Here is a 21,703-nt window from a genome sequence, read left to right on the forward strand (position 1 = left end):
GAGAACATGGCACGTTATATCGGCCCTAAGTGCAAACTCGCTCGTCGTGAAGGCACCGACCTTTTCCTGAAGAGCGCACGTCGTGCACTGGATTCCAAGTGCAAACTGGATAGCCCTCCGGGCCAGCATGGCGCTCGTAAGAGCCGCCTGTCTGACTACGGTGTGCAACTGCGTGAAAAGCAGAAAATCCGTCGTATTTACGGTGTACTCGAGCGTCAGTTCCGCAATTACTTTGCGGAAGCTGTGCGTCGCAAAGGCTCCACGGGTGAAAACCTGCTGAAGCTGCTCGAGGCCCGCCTGGACAACGTTGTATATCGCATGGGCTTTGGCTCCACTCGCGCCGAAGCGCGCCAGCTGGTTAGCCACAAGGCTATCGTTGTGAACGGCCAGGTTGTGAACATTCCGTCCTACCAGGTTAAAGCCGGTGACGTAGTGTCCGTCCGTGAAAAAGCCAAGAAACAGGCCCGTATCGTAGAAGGTCTGGCTCTGGCCGAGCAGGGTGGTTTCCCGTCTTGGGTCCTGGTTGACTCCAAGAAAATGGAAGGCACTTTCAAATCCGCTCCGGAACGTTCCGAACTGTCTAGCGATATCAACGAACAACTCGTTGTGGAATTCTACTCCAAGTAATCGCTAGCTCTTAGGGAATGACTATGCAAAACAGCGCTTCGGAATTTCTGAAACCTCGTCTTATCGACGTTCAGCCGGTTTCCGCCACTCACGCTCGTGTGTCGATGGAGCCGTTCGAGCGCGGCTACGCTCATACTCTGGGTAACTCGCTGCGCCGGATTCTGCTGTCGTCGATGCCGGGCTATGCTCCGACCGAAGTGACTATCGCTGGCGTTTTGCATGAGTATTCCGCACTTGATGGCGTGCGCGAGGATGTCGTTGACATCCTCCTCAACCTCAAGGGCGTAGTGCTTAAGCTGCATGGTCGTGACAGTGTCGTTCTGTCCTTGAAAAAGGACGGCGAAGGCGCTGTCTTGGCTGGCGATATCGAACTGCCGCACGATGTGGAAGTGATCAATCCGGACCACGTGATTTGTCACATCTCCTCTGGCGGTAAGATCGACATGGAGATCAAGATCGAAAAAGGCCGCGGCTATCAGCCGGTGTCGGTTCGATCCAATCATGAAGACAACCGTTCCATCGGTACCATTCAACTGGACGCTTCCTTCTCGCCGGTTCGCCGCGTGAGCTTTGCTGTGGAAAGCGCCCGTGTTGAGCAGCGTACCGACCTCGACCGCCTGGTGCTCGATATCGAGACCAACGGCGTAATCGAGCCGGAACAGGCAGTGCGCAACGCTGCCCGTATTCTGATGGATCAACTGTCGATCTTTGCCGATCTCCAAGGCACAGCGGTTGAAGAAGTCGTTGAAAAGGCGCCGCCGATCGATCCGATCCTGCTGCGTCCGGTAGACGATCTTGAACTGACGGTTCGTTCGGCCAACTGCCTGAAAGCTGAGAACATTTATTACATCGGCGATCTGATCCAGCGTACTGAAACCGAGCTTCTGAAGACTCCGAACCTCGGCCGCAAGTCGCTGAACGAGATCAAGGAAGTTCTCGCTTCCAAAGGCCTGACTCTCGGGATGAAACTCGAGAACTGGCCGCCTGCTGGCCTCGAAAAGCCGTAAGGTTTGAGATAAAAGGACATTAACAATGCGTCATCGTTACAGTAATCGTAAACTGAACCGCACGACCAGCCATCGTCTGGCGATGCTGCGTAACATGGCCAACTCGCTGCTGAAGCACGAAGTGATCGTGACCACGCTGCCGAAAGCCAAGGAACTGCGTCGTGTGGCCGAGCCGTTGATCACGCTCGGCAAAAAGCCGTCTCTCGCCAACCGTCGTCTGGCGTTTGACCGCACTCGTGACCGCGATATCGTGGTTAAACTCTTCGACGTGCTCGGCCCGCGCTTCTCCGCCCGCAACGGCGGCTATGTGCGTATCCTGAAGTACGGTTTCCGCAAGGGCGACAACGCCCCGATGGCTCTGGTAGAGCTGGTGGACCGTCCGGAAGATGCCGTAGCGGTTGAAGACAACTCCGCCGAGTAATCGACGAAGTTGAGGAAAAAGCCAGGCGCAAGCCTGGCTTTTTTCATTGCCGTAAAAGAAAAGACCCGCCTAGAGCGGGTTTTTCTTTGTGGGCTTTTATAAAGGCCCGCGCTTAAAAAATCGATAAGCCGGTACGCGTGGTGAAGCGATCCAGCGCTTCCAGGCCCAGCACCGAGTTGCCCTTGCCGTCCAGTTCCGGGCTCCATACGGCGATGCTCATCTTGCCGGGAATGATGGCGAGCATGCCGCCGCCGACCCCGCTTTTCACCGGCAGGCCCACGCGGTAGGCGAATTCGCCGGCGGCGTCGTAAGTGCCGCAGGTCAGCATCACTGCATTGATCTGCTTGGCCTGGCTGCGGCTCAGCGATTGCCGGCCGTCGCGGGTAATGCCGTGGTTGGCGAGAAAGAGCCCGGCATTGGCCAGTTCCACGCAGTTCATCGCGATGCTGCAGCTGTTGAAGTATTGCTGCAGCACGGTCTCCACCTCGTTGTCGAGGTTGTCGTAGCTTTTCATGAAGTGGGCCAGCGCCGCGTTGCGGTGGCCGTGGGCGCGTTCGGATTCGGCGACGCGGGCGTTGCCGCACAAGGTGGCGTTGCCGGACTCCTGCCGCAGGCGGGCCAGCAGCGCGCCGTGGGCGTCTTCAAAATGGCTGACGGCGCGGTCGGTCACCACGAGGGCACCTGCGTTGATGAAGGGATTGCGCGGCACGCCGTCCTCGTACTCCAGCTGCACCAGCGAGTTGAACGGGTTGCCGGACGGCTCCTTGCCGACATGGCTCCACAGGGCGTCGCCGTCCGCCTCCAGCGTCAGCGCCAGCATGAAGGCCTTGGAAATGCTCTGGATGGAGAAGGGGACGGCGGCGTCTCCGCAGCGGTAGTGCCGGCCGTCCAGAGTGGTGACGGCCATGCCGAACTGGCGGGGCGGCACTTCGGCCAGCGCCGGGATGTAATCGGCGACGCGGCCCTGGCCGTAATAGGCGAGGACTTCGGCGTGGATTTGATCGAGTAGGTCTTGCAGATTCATTAATCTATTCAGCATAAAGCGGTAAAAACGCCGGCGGACCGGCGTCGGAAAATCAGAACTCGTAGCGGGTTTCCAGCACGCTGAACTCGGCGCCCAATTCCAGCAAGCCTTCATTGCGCGGCACCAGGTTGACGCCGAAGCAGACGCCTTCCGGCAAGGTGCGAATGCTGACCAGGGTGCGCAGCGGCTGCTGTTCCGGCGATTTGATCCCGGTATCCGGATCCACCGTGGTCAGCACGCAGCGCGAGCAGGGCTTGGCGACGTCGAACACCACCTCGCCGATCTGGACCACCTTCCAATCGTCCTCTTCCCAGGCGTAATCGCCGCTGACCACCAGATTGGGGCGGAAGTGACGCAGCGATACCGGCTGGTCAAGCTCGTCGTTGAGCGCGTCCAGCGAGGCCTGGTTCACCAGCAGATAGGGGTAGCCGTCGGCGAAGGACATCGCGTGCTCGCTGTCCTTCAGTCGGCGATTGGAGCGCATGCCCAGCCACAGCAACTGGCAGGGCTCGCCCAGCACCTCGCTGAACCAGAGATCGACGGCGGCGTCGCCGTGATAGGCGGCGAAGTTGTCCTTCCATACCGTAGCCGGCGCTTCTTGCTGGTATTGGGTGCTCATCGCCAGCACCGGCGCCTTGCCCGGAAATTTGAACAGGGCGCCGCCGGGAATCAGGTCCACCTCCACGCGCACCAGCTGCGGGTGGGAGCGGGCGGTGAAGAAGCGGCCGTTGTCGCCGGCCAGCAGCCATTCGCGGTCGTGCAGCAAGCCCTGCTTGCCGGCGAAGGCGCGGCTGTAGGACAGGCCGCGACAGGATTTCAACGGATGGACGAACATTTCGACAAGTTGCATGGAGGGCTCCGCTAAGCTGTGGTCAGGGCATGGTATCACTGCGGCGGGCAACTCAGAAAATCCCACAGCCTACGATCCTGGCTGAAAGCGACGTTGAAGCGCAGCCAATCCGAGGGCATGCCGTAGGCGCGGAACAGATGGCCGGGCGCGAGCAGGATTTTGTGTTGCTGGGCCTGCTCGGCCAAGCGTCTGGCGTCCAGCTCCCCGGGCGGGCGCGCCAGCAGAAACAGGCCGTTGGACGGCCGCGCGAACAACTGCCAGCCGTGTTCCAGAAACAGCTGCTGGCATTGGGCCTGAGCCTCGGACAAGCGCGCGCGCAGCCGTTCCAGTTGGCGGCGGTAGCGGCCCTCGGACACCAGTTCCAGCGCCAGCCTCTCGTTCAATTCCGGCGAGGTCAGTCCGGACATCATCTTGTAATGGACGATGCGTTCGAGCAGATCGGACGGGCCGCATAGATAGCCGACGCGCAGTCCCGGCGACAGCGATTTGGAGAAGCTGTCGATGTAGAGCACGCGTTTGAGGCCGTCCAGCGCCGCCAGCGCGGGTTGGCGGCCGCCGGCGAAGTCCGCGGACACATTGTCCTCCACGATCAGGAAATCGTGCTCCTCGGCCAGGCGCAGCACCTGGTGGGCGACCGACGGCGAGTAGCTGGCACCGGTGGGGTTTTGCAGCCAGGGATTGGTGAAGAAGGCGCGCGGCCGATGCTGGAGCAGCAGCGCGCGCAGATGTTCCAAGTCGGGGCCGTGCTCGGTCCAGGGCACCGGCACCAGCTTGAACTCGCGAAACGCCAGGCAGGACAGCAGATTGCAATAGCCGGGATCGTCCACCAGCACGGTGTCCCCGGCCTGCAGCAGCGCGCAGGCGGCCATGTCCAGCGCGCGGCTGGCGCCCTGGGTCAGCGCGATGTCGTCGGCTCGGGCGGGGATGCCGCGCTCGGCCAGCCGGTCCGCCAAATGCTCGCGCAAGGGCAGAAAGCCCTTGGGGTCGCCGTAGCCGGGCGCGGCGACGGCGTCGCGGGCCAGCTGCCGCAGCGCTTTTTGCTGGGCCTCGGCGTCGTACCAGTGCGAGGGCAGCCAGCCGCAGCCCGCGAACAGGGTGTTGGCGTCCTGCTGGTAAATCTTGCGCAGCAGCCAGTATTCGTCCACCGGCCAGACGCGCGGCGCGGCGGGCAGATCGGGCGGCCGGCTTTCCCGCCTTCCCTCCACGTAAAAGCCGGAGCCCGGCCGCGCCGCCAGATAGCCCAAGGTCACCAGCCTATCGTAGGCCTCGACCACGGTGAAGGGACTGACGCCCAGCTCCCCGGCCATTCTGCGAATAGATGGGATTTTTGCGCCTTTGCGCCACTGACCGCATTGAATGGCGGAAATAGCTGAATTGACTATATTTTCCACCAGGGTAATGCCTTCCGCGGGCATAAGATTCAGGCTGGCCATTGCGCGTTAATTGAGCATCATTGATATTGGGCCTGTCCGTTGAGAACAGCTTGTGATAAATATCTCGTCATAAGCCGGATGGCATGTTGCAGCCGCCAATCTGTATGTTTTTTGTTGAGCTTTGCAGGCGAAACGGCTAAGACAAGAACAGAGCCTACCGGCATCGAGAATGATCATAACAGCGCTTTGTCGTGAATTGACAAGCAATCGCGGCAAGCCAAGTCGAATTGGGGATGGAGGACGGAAATGCGCTCTTTGCGTGTAAAGTTGATTGTATTCATTGCGGTGCTGCTGGTTCTGCTGGGCGCCATCATTACGACCCTGGTCTACACCCAGATGCGCAACGAGATTGTCCAGGGCGTGGATAACGAGTTGTCCAGCACCTCGCGCGGCTACGCCAACCTGGTCAAGGATTGGTACGGCAGCAAGGTCAAGGTGGTGATCGCCGGCAACCCGGTGGTGGGCACGCCCGAGCCCATGCCGATGCTGGCGCGCCTGAGCCAGGCCGGCGGCTACGATATGACCTATATCGGCACCGCCGATCACAAGATGATCCGTTCCGACTTCAAGCCGCAGCCGGCGGGCTACGACCCGGTGGCGCGGCCCTGGTATCAGCAGGCGCAGGCCAGCGGCAAGCCGGGCGTGTCCGATCCCTATGTAGACTTCGACACCAAGAAACTGGTGGTGACCTTCGTGTCGCCGGTGTTCGACGGCTCCACGCTGAAAGCGGTGGTGGGCGGCGACATCTTCATCGACGACTTGGTCAAAACCGTGCTGTCCGCCAAGCTGCGCGGCAACGGCTACGCCTTCCTGGTGGACAAGGCCGGCAAGGTGATCGCCCATCCGGACACCACGCTGACGCTGAAGCCTCTGGCGGAGAAAGTACCGGCGCTGACCGGCGAGAAGCTGGTGCAGCTGTCCACCAGCAGCGCGATGGAGGAGATCGAGGTCAACGGCGAAACCAAGCTGGTGCAGGTGGACCCGGTGGAGGGCACCAACTGGCTGCTGGGCGTGATGATAGACAAGTCCGTGGTCAGCGAGCCGCTGGAAAAACTGCTGCTGACCGTGGTGGGCCTGGGCGCGCTGTGCGTGGTGGTGCTGATCCCGGTGGCCAGCGTGATGCTGAGCAAAATGTTGGCCGGCTTGGGCCGTTTGCGCAACGCGATGCTGGAGATCTCCAAGGGCGAGGGCGATTTGACCCGACGCATCGAGGTGCAGGGCCAGGATGAGATCGCCGAAACCGCGACCGCGTTCAACAGCTTCATCCATCGTTTGCAAAGCATGTTCGTGGCGGTGCGCACCGAGGCGGAAAACGTCACCAACGGCGTGCAGAGCGTGGCCACCACGGTGGATCAGGTGGCGCGCGATTCCCGGCAGATTTCCGACGTGTCCAGCTCCAACGCCGCGACGCTGGAGGAAATCACCGTCAGCATCTCCCATATCGCCGACGCCGCGCGCGAGGCGGATTCGCTGGTCAACCACACCGGCACCGTGTCCAGCGAAAGCGCCGACGAAATGCAGCGCATCTCCCGCGAGATGAACAGCACGGTGGAGGCGGTGAAGGGCTTGTCCGGCATGTTGGTGTCGCTGGATCAACGCTCGCAGCAAATCAGCGGCATCACCAATGTGATCAAGGACATCGCCGATCAGACCAACCTCTTGGCCTTGAACGCGGCGATCGAAGCGGCGCGCGCCGGCGAAATGGGCCGCGGCTTCGCGGTGGTGGCGGACGAAGTGCGCAAACTGGCCGAGCGCACCGGCCAGGCCACGGTGGAGATTTCCAGCATGGTCAGCACCATCCGTGAGGAAACCAGCCAGGCGGTGACCAATATGCAGCGCACCGTCAGCTCGGTGGACGACGGCGTGGAACTGACCGACAGCGCGGTGCAGCGCATCGAGCAGATCCAGCAGGCGATGCAGGAAGTGATGGCCAAGATGAACGAGATCACCTTGTCCACCAGCGAGCAGCACAAGGCCACCACCTTGATCGCGCAGAGCACCGAGCAGATCAACGGCCGCATCGTCGACAGCGACGGCGCCCTGCAGACCGTGCACGACACCTTGAACGATTTGTCGCAGGCGGCCAAGGATATGCGCCAGTTGTTCTCCAGCTTCCGCGTTTAAGCGAGCTGACGCGACACAGAAAACCCGGCTGCGGCCGGGTTTTTTCATGGTCTTGGACTGTATTGGCGATTTGGCCGGTACGGGATTGGGCAAATCCGCGCAAACTGTACCTGTAATTGTATTGGTGCAGCCGCTAGATTAGTTGTCATCATTCGGCCGAGAGCCAGGGGAGACAACGATGAATCAGCCGCAGATGGACGCGTTCTGGATGCCCTTCACCGCCAACCGCCAGTTCAAGAGCGCCCCGCGCATGCTGGTGAGCGCCGACGGCATGTATTACACCGACGACCAAGGCCGCCAGATCCTGGACGGCAGCGCCGGCCTGTGGTGCGTGACCGCCGGCCACAACCGCAAGCCCATCGTCGAGGCGGTGCAGCGCCAGGTGGCGACGCTGGATTACGCGCCGCCGTTCCAGATGGCGCACCCCAAGGCCTTCGAGGCCGCCGACAAGCTGGTGGCGATGGCGCCCAAGGGTTTGAGCAAGGCCTTCTTCGTCGGCTCCGGCTCGGAGGCGGTGGACACCGCGCTGAAGATGGCGGTGGCCTATCACCGCGTGCGCGGCGACGCCGCCCGCGTCAAGCTGATCGGCCGCGAGCGCGGCTATCACGGCGTCAACTTCGGCGGCGTCTCGGTGGGCGGCATGGCCGGCAACCGCAAACACTTTCCGGTGTCCCTGCCGGCGGTGGACCATTTGCGCAGCACCCATGATCTGGCGCGCAACGCCTTCAGCCGCGGCGAGCCGGAGCACGGCGCCGAGTTCGCCGACGAACTGGAAGCGCGTATTCTGACCCTGCACGACCCGTCCACCATCGCCGCCGTCATCGTCGAGCCGATGGCCGGCTCCACCGGCGTGCTGATCCCGCCCAAGGGCTATTTGCGGCGCCTGCGCGAAATCTGCGACCGCTACGGCATCCTGCTGATCTTCGACGAGGTGATCACCGGCTTCGGACGCCTGGGCGCGGATTGGGCGGCCAACAAGTTCGGCGTGCTGCCGGACATCATCACCTGCGCCAAGGGCCTGACCAACGGCGTGGTGCCTATGGGCGCGCTGTTGGTGAAGCCGGAGATCCACGACGCCTTCATGGCCGCCGCCGGCGAGCGCATGATCGAGTTCCCCCACGGCTACACCTATTCCGCCCATCCGCTGGCCTGCGCCGCGGCGATCGCCTCGCTGGACCTGTACCGCGAGGAGCAGTTGTTCGAGCGCGCCGCCGGCCTGTCCGCTTATTTCGAGGAGCGCGCGCACGCCTTGCGCGGCCAGCCCTACGTCAAGGACATCCGCAACCTGGGCCTGGTGGCCGGCATCGAAATGGACAGCCGCCCCGGCGCGGCCGGGCAGCGCGGTTTCGACGTCTTCCTCAAGTGCTGGGAACAAGGCGTGCTGGTGCGCTTTACCGGCGACATCCTGGCGGTGTCGCCGCCCTTGATCATCGAAAAGCACGAGATCGACCGGCTGTTCGACACCATCGCCTCCGCCTTGCGCGCCTGCGAGTAAGCGCGGCGCCGAATACTCAACTCATTCGAATCGGAACATAAGATGCAAACCATTCCTCATTACATCGGCGGCGAACGCTGCGAAGGCCGGAGCGGCCGCTTTGGAGATGTCTACAACCCGGCGCTGGGCAGCGTCGCCGCCCGCGTGCCGCTGGCGAGCCCGGACGAGGTGCAGGCCGCGGTGGCGGCGGCGCGCAAGGCCTTTCCGGCCTGGGCGGAAACCTCGCCGCTGAAGCGGGCGCGGGTGATGTTCAAGTTCAAGGAGCTGCTGGAGCAGAACCAGCAGCGCTTGGCGGCGCTGATTTCCAGCGAGCACGGCAAGGTGGTGTCCGACGCCATCGGCGAAGTCGCCCGCGGCCTGGAAGTGGTGGAGTTCGCCTGCGGCATTCCGCAATTGCTGAAGGGCGAGTTCACCGAACAGGTGGGCGGCGGCATCGACAGCCATTCCATGCGTCAGCCGCTGGGCGTGGTGGCCGGCATCACCCCGTTCAACTTCCCGGCCATGGTGCCGCTGTGGATGTTCCCGGTGGCCTTGGCCTGCGGCAACTGCTTCATTCTCAAGCCGTCCGAGCGCGACCCGTCCGCCGCGCTGCTGCTGGCCGATCTGTTGCAGCAGGCCGGCCTGCCTGCCGGCGTGTTCAGCGTGGTGCACGGCGACAAGCAGGCGGTGGACGCCTTGCTCGCCCATCCTGACATCGCCGCGCTCAGCTTCGTTGGCTCCACGCCGATTGCCCAGTACATCTACGAAACCGGCGCGCGCCACGGTAAGCGGGTGCAGGCGCTGGGCGGCGCCAAGAACCACCTGGTGGTGATGCCGGACGCGGATCTGGACGGCGCGGTGGAGGCCTTGATCGGGGCCGCTTACGGCTCGGCCGGCGAGCGCTGCATGGCGATCTCGGTGGTGCTGGCGGTGGGCGACATCGGCGACGCGCTGGTGGAGCGGCTGGCCGAGCGCGCGCGCAGTCTGAAGATAGGCGTGGGCGACGACGCGGCGGCGGAAATGGGGCCGCTGGTGACGCGCCAGCACTTGGACAAGGTGACGGGCTATGTCGATCAGGGCGTGGCCGAAGGCGCGCAGCTGGTGGTGGACGGCCGCGGCTACCGCCATCCCGGTCACGAGGACGGATTTTTCCTGGGCGGCTGCCTGTTCGACCATGTGACGCCGGAGATGAGCATCTACAAGGAGGAAATCTTCGGGCCGGTGCTGGCGGTGGTGCGGGTGCCGGACTTCGACAGCGCGGTCAGCCTGATCAACGCCCATCCCTTCGCCAACGGCACCAGCATCTTCACCCGCTCCGGCGGCGCCGCGCGCGAATTCAGCCACCGCATCCAGGTGGGCATGGTGGGCATCAATGTGCCGATCCCGGTACCGATGGCATTCCACAGCTTTGGCGGCTGGAAAGCCTCGCTGTTCGGCGACCATCATATGCACGGCCCGGAAGGCGTGCGCTTTTATACCCGGATGAAGACGGTGACCAGCCGCTGGCCGGCCAAGATGACCGCCGAATTCGTGATGCCGACGATGAAGTAAGGATGGAATGACGACTCTGGACGCGTGCTCGCGTTCAGTTGAAACCCGGAGCGATCCGGGCTTTTTTTATGCTGTTGATATTTTTCATCGAAATGTATCAAACTGGGATTAATCGCATAAAAAGAGCGATCAGCGCTGTCTAGAATAAGCTAACAAGGTGTGGGGAGATGGAAATGAACAAAACAACAATGAGCCTGCGCGGCCGTTTGCTGCTGCTTTTGGTGGCGATGGCCCTGCTGGTGACGGCGATAGGCGTGTTGTCGGTGATGCGCGAGCGGGACACCATGTTGCTGGACCGCAAGGACAAGACGCGCAATCTGGTGGAATCGGCGGCGGCCTTGGTGACGTCCTACGAGAAGATGGCGGCGGACGGCAAGATGAGCGAGCCGCAGGCCAAGCAACTGGCGGCGGCGGCGCTGAGCAGCATGCGTTACGACGAGCGCGAATATTTCTTCGCCTTCGACAAGGGCCTGACCTATGTCGCCCACGGCGTGAAGCCGGCCTTGATCGGCAAGAATCTGCACGGGGTCAAGGAGGGCAGCGGCCAGGACATGGGCCAGTTGTTCGACCAGGCGCTGAGCGCCGGCGGCGGCAAGGGTTATGCCGCTTATGTCTGGGACAAGCCGGGCTTCGACGCGCCGCAGCCCAAGATCTCCTATTTGATGACCTCGCCCGGCTGGGGCTGGGTGCTGGGCACCGGCATCTATCTGGACGATGTGGCGGCCGCCTATCACAAATCGCTGTTCAACCTGGCGCTGGAAGTCGGCGTGATCCTGCTGCTGCTGGCCGGTCTCGGCGGTTACATCATGCGCAGCGTGCTGGGCCAGCTGGGCGGCGAGCCGGCGGTCACCGTGGACATCGTCAAACGCATCGCCGCCGGACAGCTGGATATGGACGTGCCGGTGAAAGCCGGCGACCGCGACAGCCTGCTGGCCAATGTGGCCGGCATGCAGGGGCAGTTGCGGCAGCTGGTGGGCGACATCGCCGCCGCGGCCAGCCGGGTGTCGGAGATGAGCGCCGACGTCAGCAGCCACGCCAGCGAAGTGGCCAACGGTTCGGAGAAGCAAAGCGAGGCGGCCACCTCGATGGCGGCGTCGATCGAAGAACTGACCGTCAGCATCAACCATATTTCCGACCGCGCTCAGGATGCCCGCAATCTGTCCGAGCAATCCGGCGAATCGTCGCAGCAGGGCAGCGAGGTGATTTCGCGCGCGGTGGCGGAAATGCGCCGCATCAATGAATCGGTGGAATTGGCCGCCGGCACCATCAACGAGCTGGTGGACAAGGCGCAAGTGATCTCCGGCATCATGCAGGTGATCAAGGACATCGCCGATCAGACCAATCTTCTGGCGTTGAACGCGGCGATCGAGGCGGCGCGCGCCGGCGAGCAGGGCCGCGGCTTCGCGGTGGTGGCGGACGAGGTGCGCAAGCTGTCCGAACGCACCGCCCAGGCCACCGAGGAGATCGCCGGCATGATCGCCGAGATCCAACAAAGCTCCACCCAGTCTCACGGTTCGATGGAAGAGGCGGTGCGGCGCGCCAAGAACGGCCTGGAACTGGCCGAGCAGGGCGGCGAGGCGGTGGGCGAGATCCGTCAGAGCGCCGGCGGGGTGCTGGGCGTGGTCAACGATATTTCCCACGCGCTGAAGGAGCAGGGCACCGCCAGCCAGGACATCGCCCAGTACGTCGAACAGATCGCAATGAGCTCCAGCAAGAACGCGCAGGCGGCGTCCACCGCTTCGGCGGCGCTGGCGGACATGAACCAGCTGGCCGGCAATCTGCGCGGGCTGGTGTCGCGCTTCCGCTGTTGAGCCGGCGGCGCGCTAGGCGGCCTTAGAGCCGATTCGAAATCTCGCGGGCGAGAGCGAGACAAGGTGAAAACCGCTGAGAACGCCGAATGCGGGTTTACTGCATGAGCGTTTCGAAGCGGTACTCACCGTGCAACGCGTCGCGACGCGCAGCCGATCGTAAGCAGGCTCTTAGCGGCCGATCTCGGTGCGCACGTCCAGCAGTTCCGGGAAGAAGGTCAGCTCCAGCGCCTGCTTGAGGAAGCGCACGCCGCTGGAGCCGCCGGTGCCCTGCTTGAAGCCGATGACCCGTTCCACCGTCTTCATGTGCCGGAAGCGCCACAGGTGGAAGTATTCCTCCACGTCCACCAGTTTTTCCGCCATCTCATAGGCTTCCCAGTGCTGCTGGGGCTGATCGTAGATCAACTTGAACAGCGGGATCAGTTCCGGGTTGCGCTGATAGGGCTGCGACCAGTCGCGTTCCAGGCTGGAGGCCGGCACCGGCAGGCCGCGCCGCGCCAGATGGCGCAGGAATTCGTCGTACAGGCTGGGCGCGTCCAGGATGGCCTTCAGCGAAGCGTGTTTGTCCGCTTCGTGGGCGAACACGTTCAGCATCGCCTGGTTCTTGTTGCCCAGCAGGAATTCGATGGAGCGGTATTGATGCGACTGGAAGCCGGAGGAATTGCCCAGCACGTCGCGGAATTCCATGTATTCCGACGGCGTCAGTGTTTCCAGCACCGCCCATTGCTCGAACAGCAGACGCTGGATCTGTTTGACCCGCGCCAGGCATTTGAAGCTGGGGCCCAGCGTGTCCTGCTGGACGAAGCGCACCGAGGCCTGCAGCTCGTGCAGCATCAACTTCATCCACAATTCCGATGTCTGATGCTGGATCACGAACAGCAGCTCGTCGTGATGCGGCGGGTTGGACAGCGGTTTCTGACAGGCCAGCAGCTCGTCCAGGCATAGATAGCCGCCGTAGCTCATGCGCTCGGAAAAGTTGGTGACGATCCCGGCTTCCAGTTTTCTCTCGTTCATGGTGTTTCCCTTGTAGAGGCGGCGCGTCGTTTCTTGGTGTGTGTCCGGTACGGGACCGGTTTCGCGTCGCCGGCGAATGATGATCGGGAATCCGGGGCCGAATGTCAAAACGCGCGATGTTCCGGTGTGGAAACATCGCGCGTTAGCAAGGGGAGGGACCGTTCAAGGCCGGTGTTTGCGGCCCAGCAGCATGGCCAGCAGCAGCAGCGCCGCGCAGCCTATCAAGACCGGCATATTGCCGTGGCGCATATAGGGCGTCAGCCCCTGGCGGCCCTGGGCGAAGCCCTGCAGCACCTGGCGGGTGTAGGGCGCGGCCACCGCGGCGATTTCGCCGTCCGGGCGGATGATGGCGGTCATGCCGTTATTGGTGGCGCGCAGCATGTAGCGGCCGTTTTCCATCGCGCGGGCCTGGGACAGCTGCAGGTGCTGGCTCATCGCCACGCTCTTGCCGAACCAGGCCAGATTGCTGACGTTGGCCATGATGCTGGCCTGGGAGGCCGGGCCTGTCAGCTCTTCGCCGAAGCTGTCCTCGTAGCAGACGTTGAAGGCGATCTTCTCGCCGGCCAGCGCCAGCGGCGGCTGATTGACCCCGCCGCTGCTGAAGCCGGACATCGGCATATTCATGAACTGGTAGATCCAGCCGATCAGGCCGGGCACCGGGATGAACTCGCCAAAGGGCACCAGATGGTCTTTGGCGAAGAAAGGCCGGCCCGGCGTGGTCAGCGCCACCACCGCGTTCAAATAACCGCGGCCGTCGTTGGTACGGCGCGGCACGCCGGTGGCCAGCGCCATGCCGGCGCGCTGGGCCTGGCCTTCCATCATGCTCAGATAGCCGGACGGCAGGTCGTCGAGGAAGAGCGGCAGCGCGGTTTCCGGCAGCAGCATCAGGTCGGCGCGGGTGGTGGCCACTTGCTGGTAATACACGCGCAGCGATTCTTCCAGGTTTTCCGGCGACCATTTCAGTTCCTGAGCGATATTGCCCTGGGCCAGCGCCACGCTGATCGGCTTGCCCTGCGGCTGGGTCCATTCCACGCTCTTGAGCCAGAAACCGTTGCCCCACACCGCCAGCGCGGCGACCAGCAGGCCGGCGCGCATCTTCCAGCCGCTGTGGACCATCAAGGCCAGCGCGCCGGCGGACAGCGCCACCAGGTAGGTGACCAGGTGGGAGCCGCCCAGCGGCGTATAGCCGGCCAGCGGGCTTTCCGTGATCTGCGAGTAGCCGGCGGCGGCCCAGGGGAAGCCGGTCAGCACCCAGCCGCGCAGCCATTCCCCCAGTTCCCACAGCGCCGGGAAGGCCAGCAGCCAGCGCTGCCACGGCTTGGCGGTGACGCGGGCGCTCAGCCACATCGCGAGGCCCGGGTAGAGCGCCAGATAGGCCGGCAGCAAGAGCACCAGCGGCAGGGCGATCCAGGCCGGCAGGCCGGCCACGTCGTGCAGGCTGTTGTAGATCCAGTTGAAGTTGCTGGTGTAGGCGGCCAGACCCCAGACATAGCCGATCCAGAACGCGCGCTGCGGGTGGCGTTGAGTCAGGTCGGCCAGCGCCGCCAAAGACAGCGGCATGATCCAGAATAGCCGATAGGGGGCGAAGGCGAACAGTGTGAGGCTGCCAGCCAAGGCGGCTGCCAGCAGGACCAGTAAAGTGCGCATGGTAGGCATCAGGCGAAGCCGGCCGGCAAAAGCCGGCCGACGGATTGTCAAATAGCTGATCTTCATCTTAGGAGCGGGCGGCGCGGGCTCCAAGCCCAATCCGGCCGCCGGCTTCCGGCAGCGGCGTTCAGCGTCTGTTCACGCTCTTGCGAGCGTGGGCGAGACAAGGCCGAAACGGCTGGGAAAGCGCAATGCGCAGGCGGCGCATGGGCGTTTCTCAGCCGTGCTCAAGCCAGGCCTCCGCCGCGAAGCGGAAGGTGCGCCGCTTCTCAGACCTCGCTGGTTTCCCCGGCCTGAATCCGCTCCACCAGCAGGGTGTCGACGCGGCGGTTGTCGGCGCGCAGCACGGTGAAGCGCAGGCCGGCGGCTTCCACCGCCTCGCCGCGCTTGGGCAGGTGGCCGGTCAGCGAGATCACCAGGCCGCCGACGGTGTCGACGTCGTCGTCTTCGAAATCGGTTTCAAAGTAATGATTGAAGTCCTCGATCTCGGTCAGCGCCTTGACCCGGTAGCGTTGATGGCCGCGCACCGGCAGGATGTCTTCCTCGTCGTCCTCGGTGTCGTATTCGTCCTCGATGTCGCCGACGATCTGCTCGATCACGTCCTCGATGGTCACCAGGCCGGACACACCGCCGTATTCGTCCACCACCACCGCCATGTGATTGTGGGTGGCGCGGAAATCGCGCAGCAGCACGTTCAGCGGCTTGGACTCCGGCACGAACACCGCCGGGCGCAGCACCGCCTTCAAGTCGAAGCTGGCCGGCGCGTGGAAATAGCGCAACAGTTCCTTGGCCAACAGAATGCCCAGCACGTCGTCCTTGCTGTCGCCTATCACCGGAAAACGCGAGTGTCCGGAGTCGATCACCATCGGCAGGAAGCGGGTGATCGGGTCGTCGCAGCTGATCACGTTCATCTGGCTGCGCGGAATCATCACGTCGCGCACGGTCAGCTCGCTGACTTCCAGCACGCCCTCGATCATGCCGAGCGCTTCCGCGTCCAGCAGATTGCGCTCGAAGGCGTTGTGCAAGAGCTCGATCAACTCTTCGCGATCTTCCGGCTCGCGCAGCAACATGGTGGACAGGCGTTCCAGCCAAGTCGGCCGCGGTTTACTGGGGTCTTCCATTTCTTAGAACTGCTCCTCTCGATAAGGGTCGGGATATCCTAGCCTCTGCATGATGACGGTTTCAAGCGCCTCCATGGTTTCGGCTTCGTCGTCTTGTTCGTGGTCAAAGCCTTGCAGGTGCAGCATGCCGTGCACCAGCAGGTGGGCGTAATGCGCTTGCAGCGGCTTGTTTTGCTCGGCCGCCTCTTTTTCCACCACCGGCGCGCACAGCACCAGATCGCCGATCAAGGGCAGGCCGGGCACCGGCTCGCCCTCGTTGAGCGCGAAGCTCAGCACATTGGTGGCGTAATCCTTGCCGCGGTAGTCATGGTTCATTTGGCGGCCTTCGTCGGCATCCACGATCAGGATGCTGACCTGGGCCTGTTTGACGCCGGCTTGCAGCGCCGCCTGGCTCCAGCGGCGCAGATCGGCGGGCCTCGGCAGCGCGGCGGTTTGACTGCGCACGTCCAGGCTCAGTTCCAGGCGCGCGGCCAGCCGCGCCAGCAGCGGGTTACGCTTGGCTCTTTTCATCTTGCTTGCTTTGGTATTGGTCGTAGGCGTCGACGATTTTCTGCACCAGCGGGTGGCGCACCACGTCGTCGCTCTGGAAATGGTGGAAATGGATGCCGCGGACCTTGTCCAGGATGCGTTCCACTTCGACCAGGCCGCTTTTCTGATGGCGGGCCAGATCGATCTGGGTCACGTCGCCGGTGATCACCGCCTTGGAGCCGAAGCCGATGCGGGTCAGGAACATTTTCATCTGCTCCGGCGTGGTGTTCTGCGCCTCGTCCAGAATGATGAAGGCGTTGTTCAGCGTGCGGCCGCGCATATAGGCCAGCGGCGCGATCTCGATCAGGTTCTTTTCGAACAGCCGGGTCACGCGGTCGAAACCCATCAGATCGTACAGCGCGTCGTACAGCGGCCGCAGATACGGGTCCACTTTCTGCGCCAGGTCGCCGGGCAGGAAGCCCAGCTTCTCGCCGGCCTCCACCGCCGGGCGCACCAGCACGATGCGCTTGACCGCGTCGCGCTCCATCGCGTCCACCGCGCAGCCCACCGCCAGATAGGTCTTGCCGGTGCCGGCCGGGCCGATGCCGAAGGTGATGTCGTGTTGCTGGATGGCCTTGATGTAGCGGCTCTGGCGCGGCGTGCGGCCGCGCAGATCGCCGCGGCGGGTCACCAGCACCGGCGCGTCTTCGTCGTCGGTCGCGGCCGCGGCGCCGTGGGGCGCGTGGCGGCGCAGTTCCACCAGGCACAGTTGCACGTCGTCTATCGACAGCTCCTGTTTTTCCGCCAGCAGATAGAGCCGGGTCAGCGCCTCCACCGCGGTCTTGGCCTGTTCGCCCTGGACGCGGAAACTTTCGCCGCGGCGCTGCACCGTCACGTCCAGGCCGGTTTCTATCTGTTTCAGGTTTTCGTCCAGCGGGCCGCACAGGCGGGCCAGCCGTTCATTGTCGACAGGGTTGAAGCTCAGGGGTTCGGCGTGCGATGTAGTCATGCGGCTCGTAGTCTGGGTCGTTGTCGGCGGCCCGCCGCGGGGCGGGACGGCCGATGGACAAGGGTTAGGGCTGCGGCGTTCATTAAATGTTCCGCAGACAATCCAGTTCCGGCGCGCTCATGCTGGCGTGGAACTCGGTGATTTCGTAGCGGGCGAGGCCGGCGACGGCGAAGGGGTCGCGCGCCAGCAGCGCTTCCAGCTCGGCGCGTTCGCCGCGCGCCAGGATCACGCCGCCGGTGCGCGGCGTCTTGCGGCCGGAGGCCAGCAGCAGGCCGGCGGCGTAGCCCTGCCGCAGCCAGGCGACGTGCGCTTCCAGCTGCGCGTCGATGTCGGACAGCGGGGCGATGTAGCTTAGCGAAACAATGAACATGGCGGCGTTAGCGTGAAGGGAAAGCGCCAAGCATACGCCGGCCCGCGGCGGCCGGCGCGAAAAAATGGCGGACGGGCGTCATGCTCAGGCGGTTTCCGCGATCAGCGCCTCGCCCACCAGCGAGTGGGGGCGGGCTTCGGTGATGCGCAGATCAATCATCTGATTGAGCAGGCGCGGGTGGCCGGCGAAGTTGACCACGCGGTTGTTGGCGGTGCGCGCCGCCAGCATGGCGGCGTCCTTCTTGGACACGCTTTCCACCAGCACGCGCTGCACCGTGCCCACCATCGCCTGGTTGATGGCGAAGCCCTTGGCCTCGATCACCTCGTTCAGGGCTTCCAGCCGGCGCACTTTTTCCGCGTGCGGGGTGTCGTCCGGCAGATTGGACGCCGGCGTGCCCGGACGCGGGCTGTAGATGAACACGTAGCTGAAGTCGACTTCCATGTCCTTGACCAGCTTCAGCGTCTGTTCGAAGTCGGCCTCGGTCTCGCCGGGGAAGCCGACGATGAAATCGGACGACAGACACAGATCCGGCCGCAGCGCGCGCAGCTTGCGGATGATGGATTTGTACTCCAGGCCGGTGTAGCCGCGCTTCATCGCGGCCAGCACGCGGTCGGCGCCGCTTTGCACCGGCAGGTGCAGATGGGACACCAGCTTGGGCAGCTTGCCGTAGCAATCGATGATGCGCTGGCTGAACTCGCGCGGGTGGCTGGTGGTGAAGCGGATGCGCTCCACGCCCGGCACTTCGTGCACGTATTCCAGCAGCAGCGCGAAGTCGGCGATTTCGCCGTCGGCCATCATGCCGCGATAGGCGTTGACGTTCTGGCCCAGCAGGGTGATTTCCTTGACGCCCTGGACGGCCAGACCGGCGATTTCGGTCAGCACGTCGTCGAAGGGGCGGCTGACTTCCTCGCCGCGGGTGTAGGGCACCACGCAGAAGGAGCAATACTTGGAACAGCCTTCCATGATGGACACGTAAGCCGCGCCGCCTTCCACCTTGGCCGGCGGGATGTGGTCGAACTTCTCGATTTCCGGGAAGGAGATGTCCACCTGGGAGTTGCCGCTGGATTGGCGCGACTTGATCAGGTCCGGCAGGCGGTGCAGGGTTTGCGGGCCGAACACCACGTCGACGTAAGGCGCGCGCTTGACGATGGTTTCGCCTTCCTGCGACGCCACGCAGCCGCCGACGCCGATGATCAGATCGGGCTTGGCCTCTTTCAGCGGACGGATGCGGCCCAGGTCCGAAAACACTTTTTCCTGCGCCTTTTCGCGCACGCTACAGGTGTTGAACAGGATGATGTCGGCTTCTTCCGGCTTGTCCGTCTTGATCATGCCTTCGGAGTCGGACAGCACGTCGGCCATTTTGTCCGAGTCGTACTCGTTCATTTGGCAGCCGAACGTCTTGATGTATACCTTTTTCATTGCAGCTAGATTCCAGCGTGTTTCAGTTCGCCGCCGGGCCGGACCCGACAAGCGCGCCGCGAGCGGCTGAGTTTATTGGGACGGCTGGGCGGCCGCTTCGGCTTCCCTTTGCTTCAGCAAGTCCACTTCCTCGGGGCGCAGCACCCAGATCCGGTTGATCTGGCCTTGCATATTGAAGGTGACCCCCACCGGCCGGCCTTCCAGATTGTCCAGTTGGCCGCGCAGCAGGAAGCGGTTGTTCTCGTCGAAGATGCGCAGACCGGGCGCCAACGGGAATTGGCGCTCGGAGCGGATGAAGATGCCGAGCAGACTTTCCAGCAAGGAGCGGTCTTTCTTGACGAACTCGATGGTGGCGTCGTTAGCGGCGCGGACCGTGCCGGCCTTCAGTTCCATCGGCAGCAAACGGCCGGCCAGGGCCGGGGCGGCGAGCCATGCCGCGCAAAGGGCGACTATGAGTATTTTCATAAGGAATTGAATACGTTGCGCGCGATTCTATCATAGCTTGGCCATGGGGCTGGCCAAATCTTCCTTGCAGCATAGGCGTTTTGGCGCGCCGACGCGGCCCGCGTTCACCCTGCGTTCACAAGGCGCGCCGCATGCCGACCGCGTCTTCGCCGTAAGCCCGGCGGGTGTAATCGTCGCGCGCGCAGGGCTGATAGCCAAAGCGTTTCCAATAGCGCGCGGCGCCCTGAACCGCCACCAGCCGCGCCTGGCGCAGCCCGCGCCGCCGGCCCTGGCCCAGCACGGTTTGCACCAGCCGCGGCCCCAGGCCGTGGCCGCGCGCGTCCGGATGCAGCGCCAGATCGTGGATGAACAGGGTGTCCACCGCGTCCGGCAGCCTCTCCAGCGGGCGGTTGAGGCTGGGCGGCCGGCCGGCGGTCCAGGGATGGGCGAACACATAGCCCAGCAGCTGGCCGGGACGCTCCGCCACCCAACAGGTGTCCGGCGACAGGCGGTGGCGCGAGGCCAGCGCGTCCCGGCTCTCGATCAGCGACGGCGGATAGCAGTGTTGCTGAACTTGCAGCACGGCGGGAAAATCTTGAACTTGCATCGGGCGCAGGACAATGGCGTCCTGCCGGCGACAGACTGCGGACATCGGGTGCGGGCCAATCCATGGAAGACAAAAAGCAAAGCGCGCGGCCGGAGCCGCGCGGTGTCGAAGGCGGCGATTATAGCCTCCGGGAGAGCGGGGGGCCAGCCGGCCCCGGAGAGGATTGCATGGGGGCGGTCCAGGCGCCTATACCACAGCAAGACGCGATGTCAGACGCGTGTGGGCGGGAGCATGATGCGATGACGATACCTGCGCCGGTGCGGCCGCTGGAACAAGATTTCGACGCTTATCTGATCGACGCCTTCCAATGGCGCAGCCTGGGCTTTCAGGGGGTGGGGGTGTTGGCCGCGCTGGGCTTTCTGCTGGTGCGCCGCCTGTACGGCGGCATGGTGCCGGGATGGATGTTTCTGGCGGTGGGCCTGGGCCTGGGCGGACTGATCCTGCTGCAGATCTGGGCGCGGCGCGGCCGTTCCCTGCTGTTGTGGCAGGTCTTGTTCGCCATTGGCTATTGCCTGGCGATGAAGCGCGCGCTGGATGCCGGCGGCTACGGCGAATTCCTGTTGTTGCCGACGCTGGGCGTGTCCGCGCTGGTGATGTCGATCAGCATGTCCAGCGTATGGCACACCTTGAGCTTCTGGGGGCTGTTGCTGCTGGTGTTCGACCCGGCGCGGGTGTTTCTGCGTTTGGGCGGCGAACAAACGATTTACGGCTTCGGCTTTCTGGCCCTCATCATCGGCGGCATGGTCTTGGTGCATGTGCAGGTGGTGCAGACCCTGCGCAGCAACCACCTGCTGCTGAACAAGCTGCGGCGGCAGGCCTTTTACGATTCGCTGAGCAGCCTGCCCAACCGGCGCTCCTTTTTGCAACAGGCGGAATACGCGCTGGGGCACGAGGACATCGCCTTCTATCTGGCCATCATCGATATTGATCTGTTCAAGTGCATCAACGACACCCACGGCCACGCGGTGGGGGATCAGACGATACGCGATGTCAGCGCCTTGCTGGCCGAGACCTTCCACGATCAGATTTACGGCCGCATCGGCGGCGAGGAGTTCGGCGTGCTGCTGGCGGCGCGCAGCGACGCGGCGGGGCAGGCGCGGCTGGAGTGTTTTCGCCAGCAGGTGCGCGCCGCGCCCTTTTCCCATGGCCAGGTGACGGTCAGCGCCGGCGTTTGCCAAGTGGGGAACGGCGGGCTGCAGCAGGCTTTTCACCGGGCGGATCAGGCCTTGTACCAGGCCAAGGCCGGTGGCCGGGACCGGGTGATCGCCTGGCAAGCGGCTTGAGG

At 63.8% G+C, this 21,703-nt stretch carries 20 protein-coding genes; 8 read left to right on the forward strand and 12 right to left on the reverse strand.

Annotation, left to right across the window (positions count from 1 at the left end):
- Window positions 1-6: 6 nt before the first annotated feature.
- The 3 genes from rpsD to rplQ are packed head-to-tail and all read left to right on the forward strand — an operon-like array spanning window position 7 to window position 2,055.
- The gene (gene rpsD / locus DB032_RS01275; RefSeq protein ID WP_043594097.1) at window positions 7-627 is read left to right on the forward strand and encodes a 30S ribosomal protein S4; all 621 of its coding nucleotides are present in this window, start codon (window positions 7-9) and stop codon (window positions 625-627) included.
- A gap of 23 nt (window positions 628-650) precedes the next feature.
- Window positions 651-1,634, forward strand: a complete 984-nt coding sequence (gene rpoA / locus DB032_RS01280; protein WP_039755788.1) for a DNA-directed RNA polymerase subunit alpha — start codon at window positions 651-653, stop codon at window positions 1,632-1,634.
- Window positions 1,635-1,659: 25 nt separating this feature from the next.
- Window positions 1,660-2,055, forward strand: a complete 396-nt coding sequence (gene rplQ / locus DB032_RS01285; RefSeq protein WP_048411916.1) for a 50S ribosomal protein L17 — start codon at window positions 1,660-1,662, stop codon at window positions 2,053-2,055.
- Window positions 2,056-2,167: 112 nt separating this feature from the next.
- Here the strand turns inward: rplQ and DB032_RS01290 are convergent, their stop codons facing one another.
- Genes DB032_RS01290 through DB032_RS01300 form a run of 3 tightly spaced genes read right to left on the reverse strand, consistent with a single transcriptional unit; the run spans window position 2,168 to window position 5,362 of the window.
- Window positions 2,168-3,079, reverse strand: a complete 912-nt coding sequence (locus DB032_RS01290; protein ID WP_107797930.1) for a glutaminase — start codon at window positions 3,077-3,079, stop codon at window positions 2,168-2,170.
- A gap of 52 nt (window positions 3,080-3,131) precedes the next feature.
- Window positions 3,132-3,929 carry an MOSC domain-containing protein gene (locus tag DB032_RS01295; RefSeq protein WP_107797931.1) on the reverse strand — a complete coding sequence of 266 codons (798 nt, stop codon included), beginning with the start codon at window positions 3,927-3,929 and terminating at the stop codon, window positions 3,132-3,134.
- 35 nt (window positions 3,930-3,964) lie between these two features.
- Window positions 3,965-5,362 (reverse strand): PLP-dependent aminotransferase family protein, encoded by a 1,398-nt coding sequence (locus DB032_RS01300; RefSeq protein ID WP_107797932.1) that lies wholly within the window; start codon window positions 5,360-5,362, stop codon window positions 3,965-3,967.
- A gap of 267 nt (window positions 5,363-5,629) precedes the next feature.
- On the opposite strand from DB032_RS01300, the gene DB032_RS01305 reads away from it, so the two are divergent.
- From DB032_RS01305 to DB032_RS01320, 4 genes are all read left to right on the forward strand, one after another.
- Window positions 5,630-7,486, forward strand: a complete 1,857-nt coding sequence (locus DB032_RS01305) for a methyl-accepting chemotaxis protein (protein WP_227106585.1) — start codon at window positions 5,630-5,632, stop codon at window positions 7,484-7,486.
- 178 nt (window positions 7,487-7,664) lie between these two features.
- Window positions 7,665-8,981, forward strand: a complete 1,317-nt coding sequence (locus DB032_RS01310) for an aspartate aminotransferase family protein (RefSeq protein WP_227106588.1) — start codon at window positions 7,665-7,667, stop codon at window positions 8,979-8,981.
- A gap of 42 nt (window positions 8,982-9,023) precedes the next feature.
- Window positions 9,024-10,511: a CoA-acylating methylmalonate-semialdehyde dehydrogenase gene (locus DB032_RS01315; RefSeq protein ID WP_107797934.1), complete on the forward strand. Its 1,488-nt coding sequence runs from the start codon at window positions 9,024-9,026 to the stop codon at window positions 10,509-10,511.
- Window positions 10,512-10,684: 173 nt separating this feature from the next.
- Window positions 10,685-12,322: a methyl-accepting chemotaxis protein gene (locus tag DB032_RS01320; RefSeq protein ID WP_107797935.1), complete on the forward strand. Its 1,638-nt coding sequence runs from the start codon at window positions 10,685-10,687 to the stop codon at window positions 12,320-12,322.
- A 168-nt stretch (window positions 12,323-12,490) separates the two neighbouring features.
- Here DB032_RS01320 and kynA read toward each other — a convergent pair whose 3' ends face one another.
- The 9 genes from kynA to DB032_RS01365 all read right to left on the reverse strand — a co-directional run bounded on the left by kynA (window position 12,491) and on the right by DB032_RS01365 (window position 20,463).
- Window positions 12,491-13,333 carry a tryptophan 2,3-dioxygenase gene (kynA, locus tag DB032_RS01325; protein WP_107797936.1) on the reverse strand — a complete coding sequence of 281 codons (843 nt, stop codon included), beginning with the start codon at window positions 13,331-13,333 and terminating at the stop codon, window positions 12,491-12,493.
- Window positions 13,334-13,495: 162 nt separating this feature from the next.
- Entirely contained in the window at window positions 13,496-14,980 is a 1,485-nt protein-coding gene (gene lnt, locus DB032_RS01330; protein ID WP_107801595.1) for an apolipoprotein N-acyltransferase, read from the reverse strand.
- Between the two features lie 269 nt (window positions 14,981-15,249).
- Window positions 15,250-16,101, reverse strand: a complete 852-nt coding sequence (locus DB032_RS01335) for an HlyC/CorC family transporter (protein WP_019102982.1) — start codon at window positions 16,099-16,101, stop codon at window positions 15,250-15,252.
- A 3-nt stretch (window positions 16,102-16,104) separates the two neighbouring features.
- Window positions 16,105-16,611: an rRNA maturation RNase YbeY gene (ybeY, locus tag DB032_RS01340; protein WP_107797937.1), complete on the reverse strand. Its 507-nt coding sequence runs from the start codon at window positions 16,609-16,611 to the stop codon at window positions 16,105-16,107.
- Window positions 16,592-17,578: a PhoH family protein gene (locus DB032_RS01345; RefSeq protein WP_107797938.1), complete on the reverse strand. Its 987-nt coding sequence runs from the start codon at window positions 17,576-17,578 to the stop codon at window positions 16,592-16,594. Before DB032_RS01345 ends, ybeY begins: the two co-directional genes overlap by 20 nt.
- A gap of 82 nt (window positions 17,579-17,660) precedes the next feature.
- Window positions 17,661-17,948, reverse strand: a complete 288-nt coding sequence (locus DB032_RS01350) for a YciI family protein (protein WP_107797939.1) — start codon at window positions 17,946-17,948, stop codon at window positions 17,661-17,663.
- Between the two features lie 84 nt (window positions 17,949-18,032).
- Window positions 18,033-19,367 (reverse strand): tRNA (N6-isopentenyl adenosine(37)-C2)-methylthiotransferase MiaB, encoded by a 1,335-nt coding sequence (gene miaB / locus DB032_RS01355; RefSeq protein ID WP_107797940.1) that lies wholly within the window; start codon window positions 19,365-19,367, stop codon window positions 18,033-18,035.
- Between the two features lie 72 nt (window positions 19,368-19,439).
- The gene (locus DB032_RS01360; RefSeq protein ID WP_107797941.1) at window positions 19,440-19,832 is read right to left on the reverse strand and encodes a hypothetical protein; all 393 of its coding nucleotides are present in this window, start codon (window positions 19,830-19,832) and stop codon (window positions 19,440-19,442) included.
- Window positions 19,833-19,947: 115 nt separating this feature from the next.
- The gene (locus DB032_RS01365; RefSeq protein ID WP_107797942.1) at window positions 19,948-20,463 is read right to left on the reverse strand and encodes a GNAT family N-acetyltransferase; all 516 of its coding nucleotides are present in this window, start codon (window positions 20,461-20,463) and stop codon (window positions 19,948-19,950) included.
- 194 nt (window positions 20,464-20,657) lie between these two features.
- Here DB032_RS01365 and DB032_RS01370 point away from each other — a divergent pair, with 194 nt between their 5' ends.
- Window positions 20,658-21,701: a GGDEF domain-containing protein gene (locus tag DB032_RS01370; protein ID WP_158274205.1), complete on the forward strand. Its 1,044-nt coding sequence runs from the start codon at window positions 20,658-20,660 to the stop codon at window positions 21,699-21,701.
- Window positions 21,702-21,703: the final 2 nt, after the last annotated feature.

Origin of the sequence: Chromobacterium sp. Panama, from assembly GCF_003052555.1 — a bacterium.
GTDB lineage: Bacteria > Pseudomonadota > Gammaproteobacteria > Burkholderiales > Chromobacteriaceae > Chromobacterium.

Excerpts from the sequence above, each read along its gene's own strand:
- rpsD (WP_043594097.1), top strand. The coding sequence starts at position 7 with ATGGCACGTTATATCGGCCCTAAGTGCAAACTCGCTCGTCGTGAAGGC.
- rpoA (WP_039755788.1), top strand. The coding sequence starts at position 651 with ATGCAAAACAGCGCTTCGGAATTTCTGAAACCTCGTCTTATCGACGTT.
- rplQ (WP_048411916.1), top strand. The coding sequence starts at position 1,660 with ATGCGTCATCGTTACAGTAATCGTAAACTGAACCGCACGACCAGCCAT.
- DB032_RS01290 (WP_107797930.1), bottom strand. The coding sequence starts at position 3,079 with ATGAATCTGCAAGACCTACTCGATCAAATCCACGCCGAAGTCCTCGCC.
- DB032_RS01295 (WP_107797931.1), bottom strand. The coding sequence starts at position 3,929 with ATGCAACTTGTCGAAATGTTCGTCCATCCGTTGAAATCCTGTCGCGGC.
- DB032_RS01300 (WP_107797932.1), bottom strand. The coding sequence starts at position 5,362 with ATGGCCAGCCTGAATCTTATGCCCGCGGAAGGCATTACCCTGGTGGAA.
- DB032_RS01310 (WP_227106588.1), top strand. The coding sequence starts at position 7,665 with ATGAATCAGCCGCAGATGGACGCGTTCTGGATGCCCTTCACCGCCAAC.
- DB032_RS01315 (WP_107797934.1), top strand. The coding sequence starts at position 9,024 with ATGCAAACCATTCCTCATTACATCGGCGGCGAACGCTGCGAAGGCCGG.
- DB032_RS01320 (WP_107797935.1), top strand. The coding sequence starts at position 10,685 with ATGAACAAAACAACAATGAGCCTGCGCGGCCGTTTGCTGCTGCTTTTG.
- kynA (WP_107797936.1), bottom strand. The coding sequence starts at position 13,333 with ATGAACGAGAGAAAACTGGAAGCCGGGATCGTCACCAACTTTTCCGAG.
- lnt (WP_107801595.1), bottom strand. The coding sequence starts at position 14,980 with ATGCGCACTTTACTGGTCCTGCTGGCAGCCGCCTTGGCTGGCAGCCTC.
- DB032_RS01335 (WP_019102982.1), bottom strand. The coding sequence starts at position 16,101 with ATGGAAGACCCCAGTAAACCGCGGCCGACTTGGCTGGAACGCCTGTCC.
- ybeY (WP_107797937.1), bottom strand. The coding sequence starts at position 16,611 with ATGAAAAGAGCCAAGCGTAACCCGCTGCTGGCGCGGCTGGCCGCGCGC.
- DB032_RS01345 (WP_107797938.1), bottom strand. The coding sequence starts at position 17,578 with ATGACTACATCGCACGCCGAACCCCTGAGCTTCAACCCTGTCGACAAT.
- DB032_RS01350 (WP_107797939.1), bottom strand. The coding sequence starts at position 17,948 with ATGTTCATTGTTTCGCTAAGCTACATCGCCCCGCTGTCCGACATCGAC.
- miaB (WP_107797940.1), bottom strand. The coding sequence starts at position 19,367 with ATGAAAAAGGTATACATCAAGACGTTCGGCTGCCAAATGAACGAGTAC.
- DB032_RS01360 (WP_107797941.1), bottom strand. The coding sequence starts at position 19,832 with ATGAAAATACTCATAGTCGCCCTTTGCGCGGCATGGCTCGCCGCCCCG.
- DB032_RS01365 (WP_107797942.1), bottom strand. The coding sequence starts at position 20,463 with ATGTCCGCAGTCTGTCGCCGGCAGGACGCCATTGTCCTGCGCCCGATG.
- DB032_RS01370 (WP_158274205.1), top strand. The coding sequence starts at position 20,658 with ATGACGATACCTGCGCCGGTGCGGCCGCTGGAACAAGATTTCGACGCT.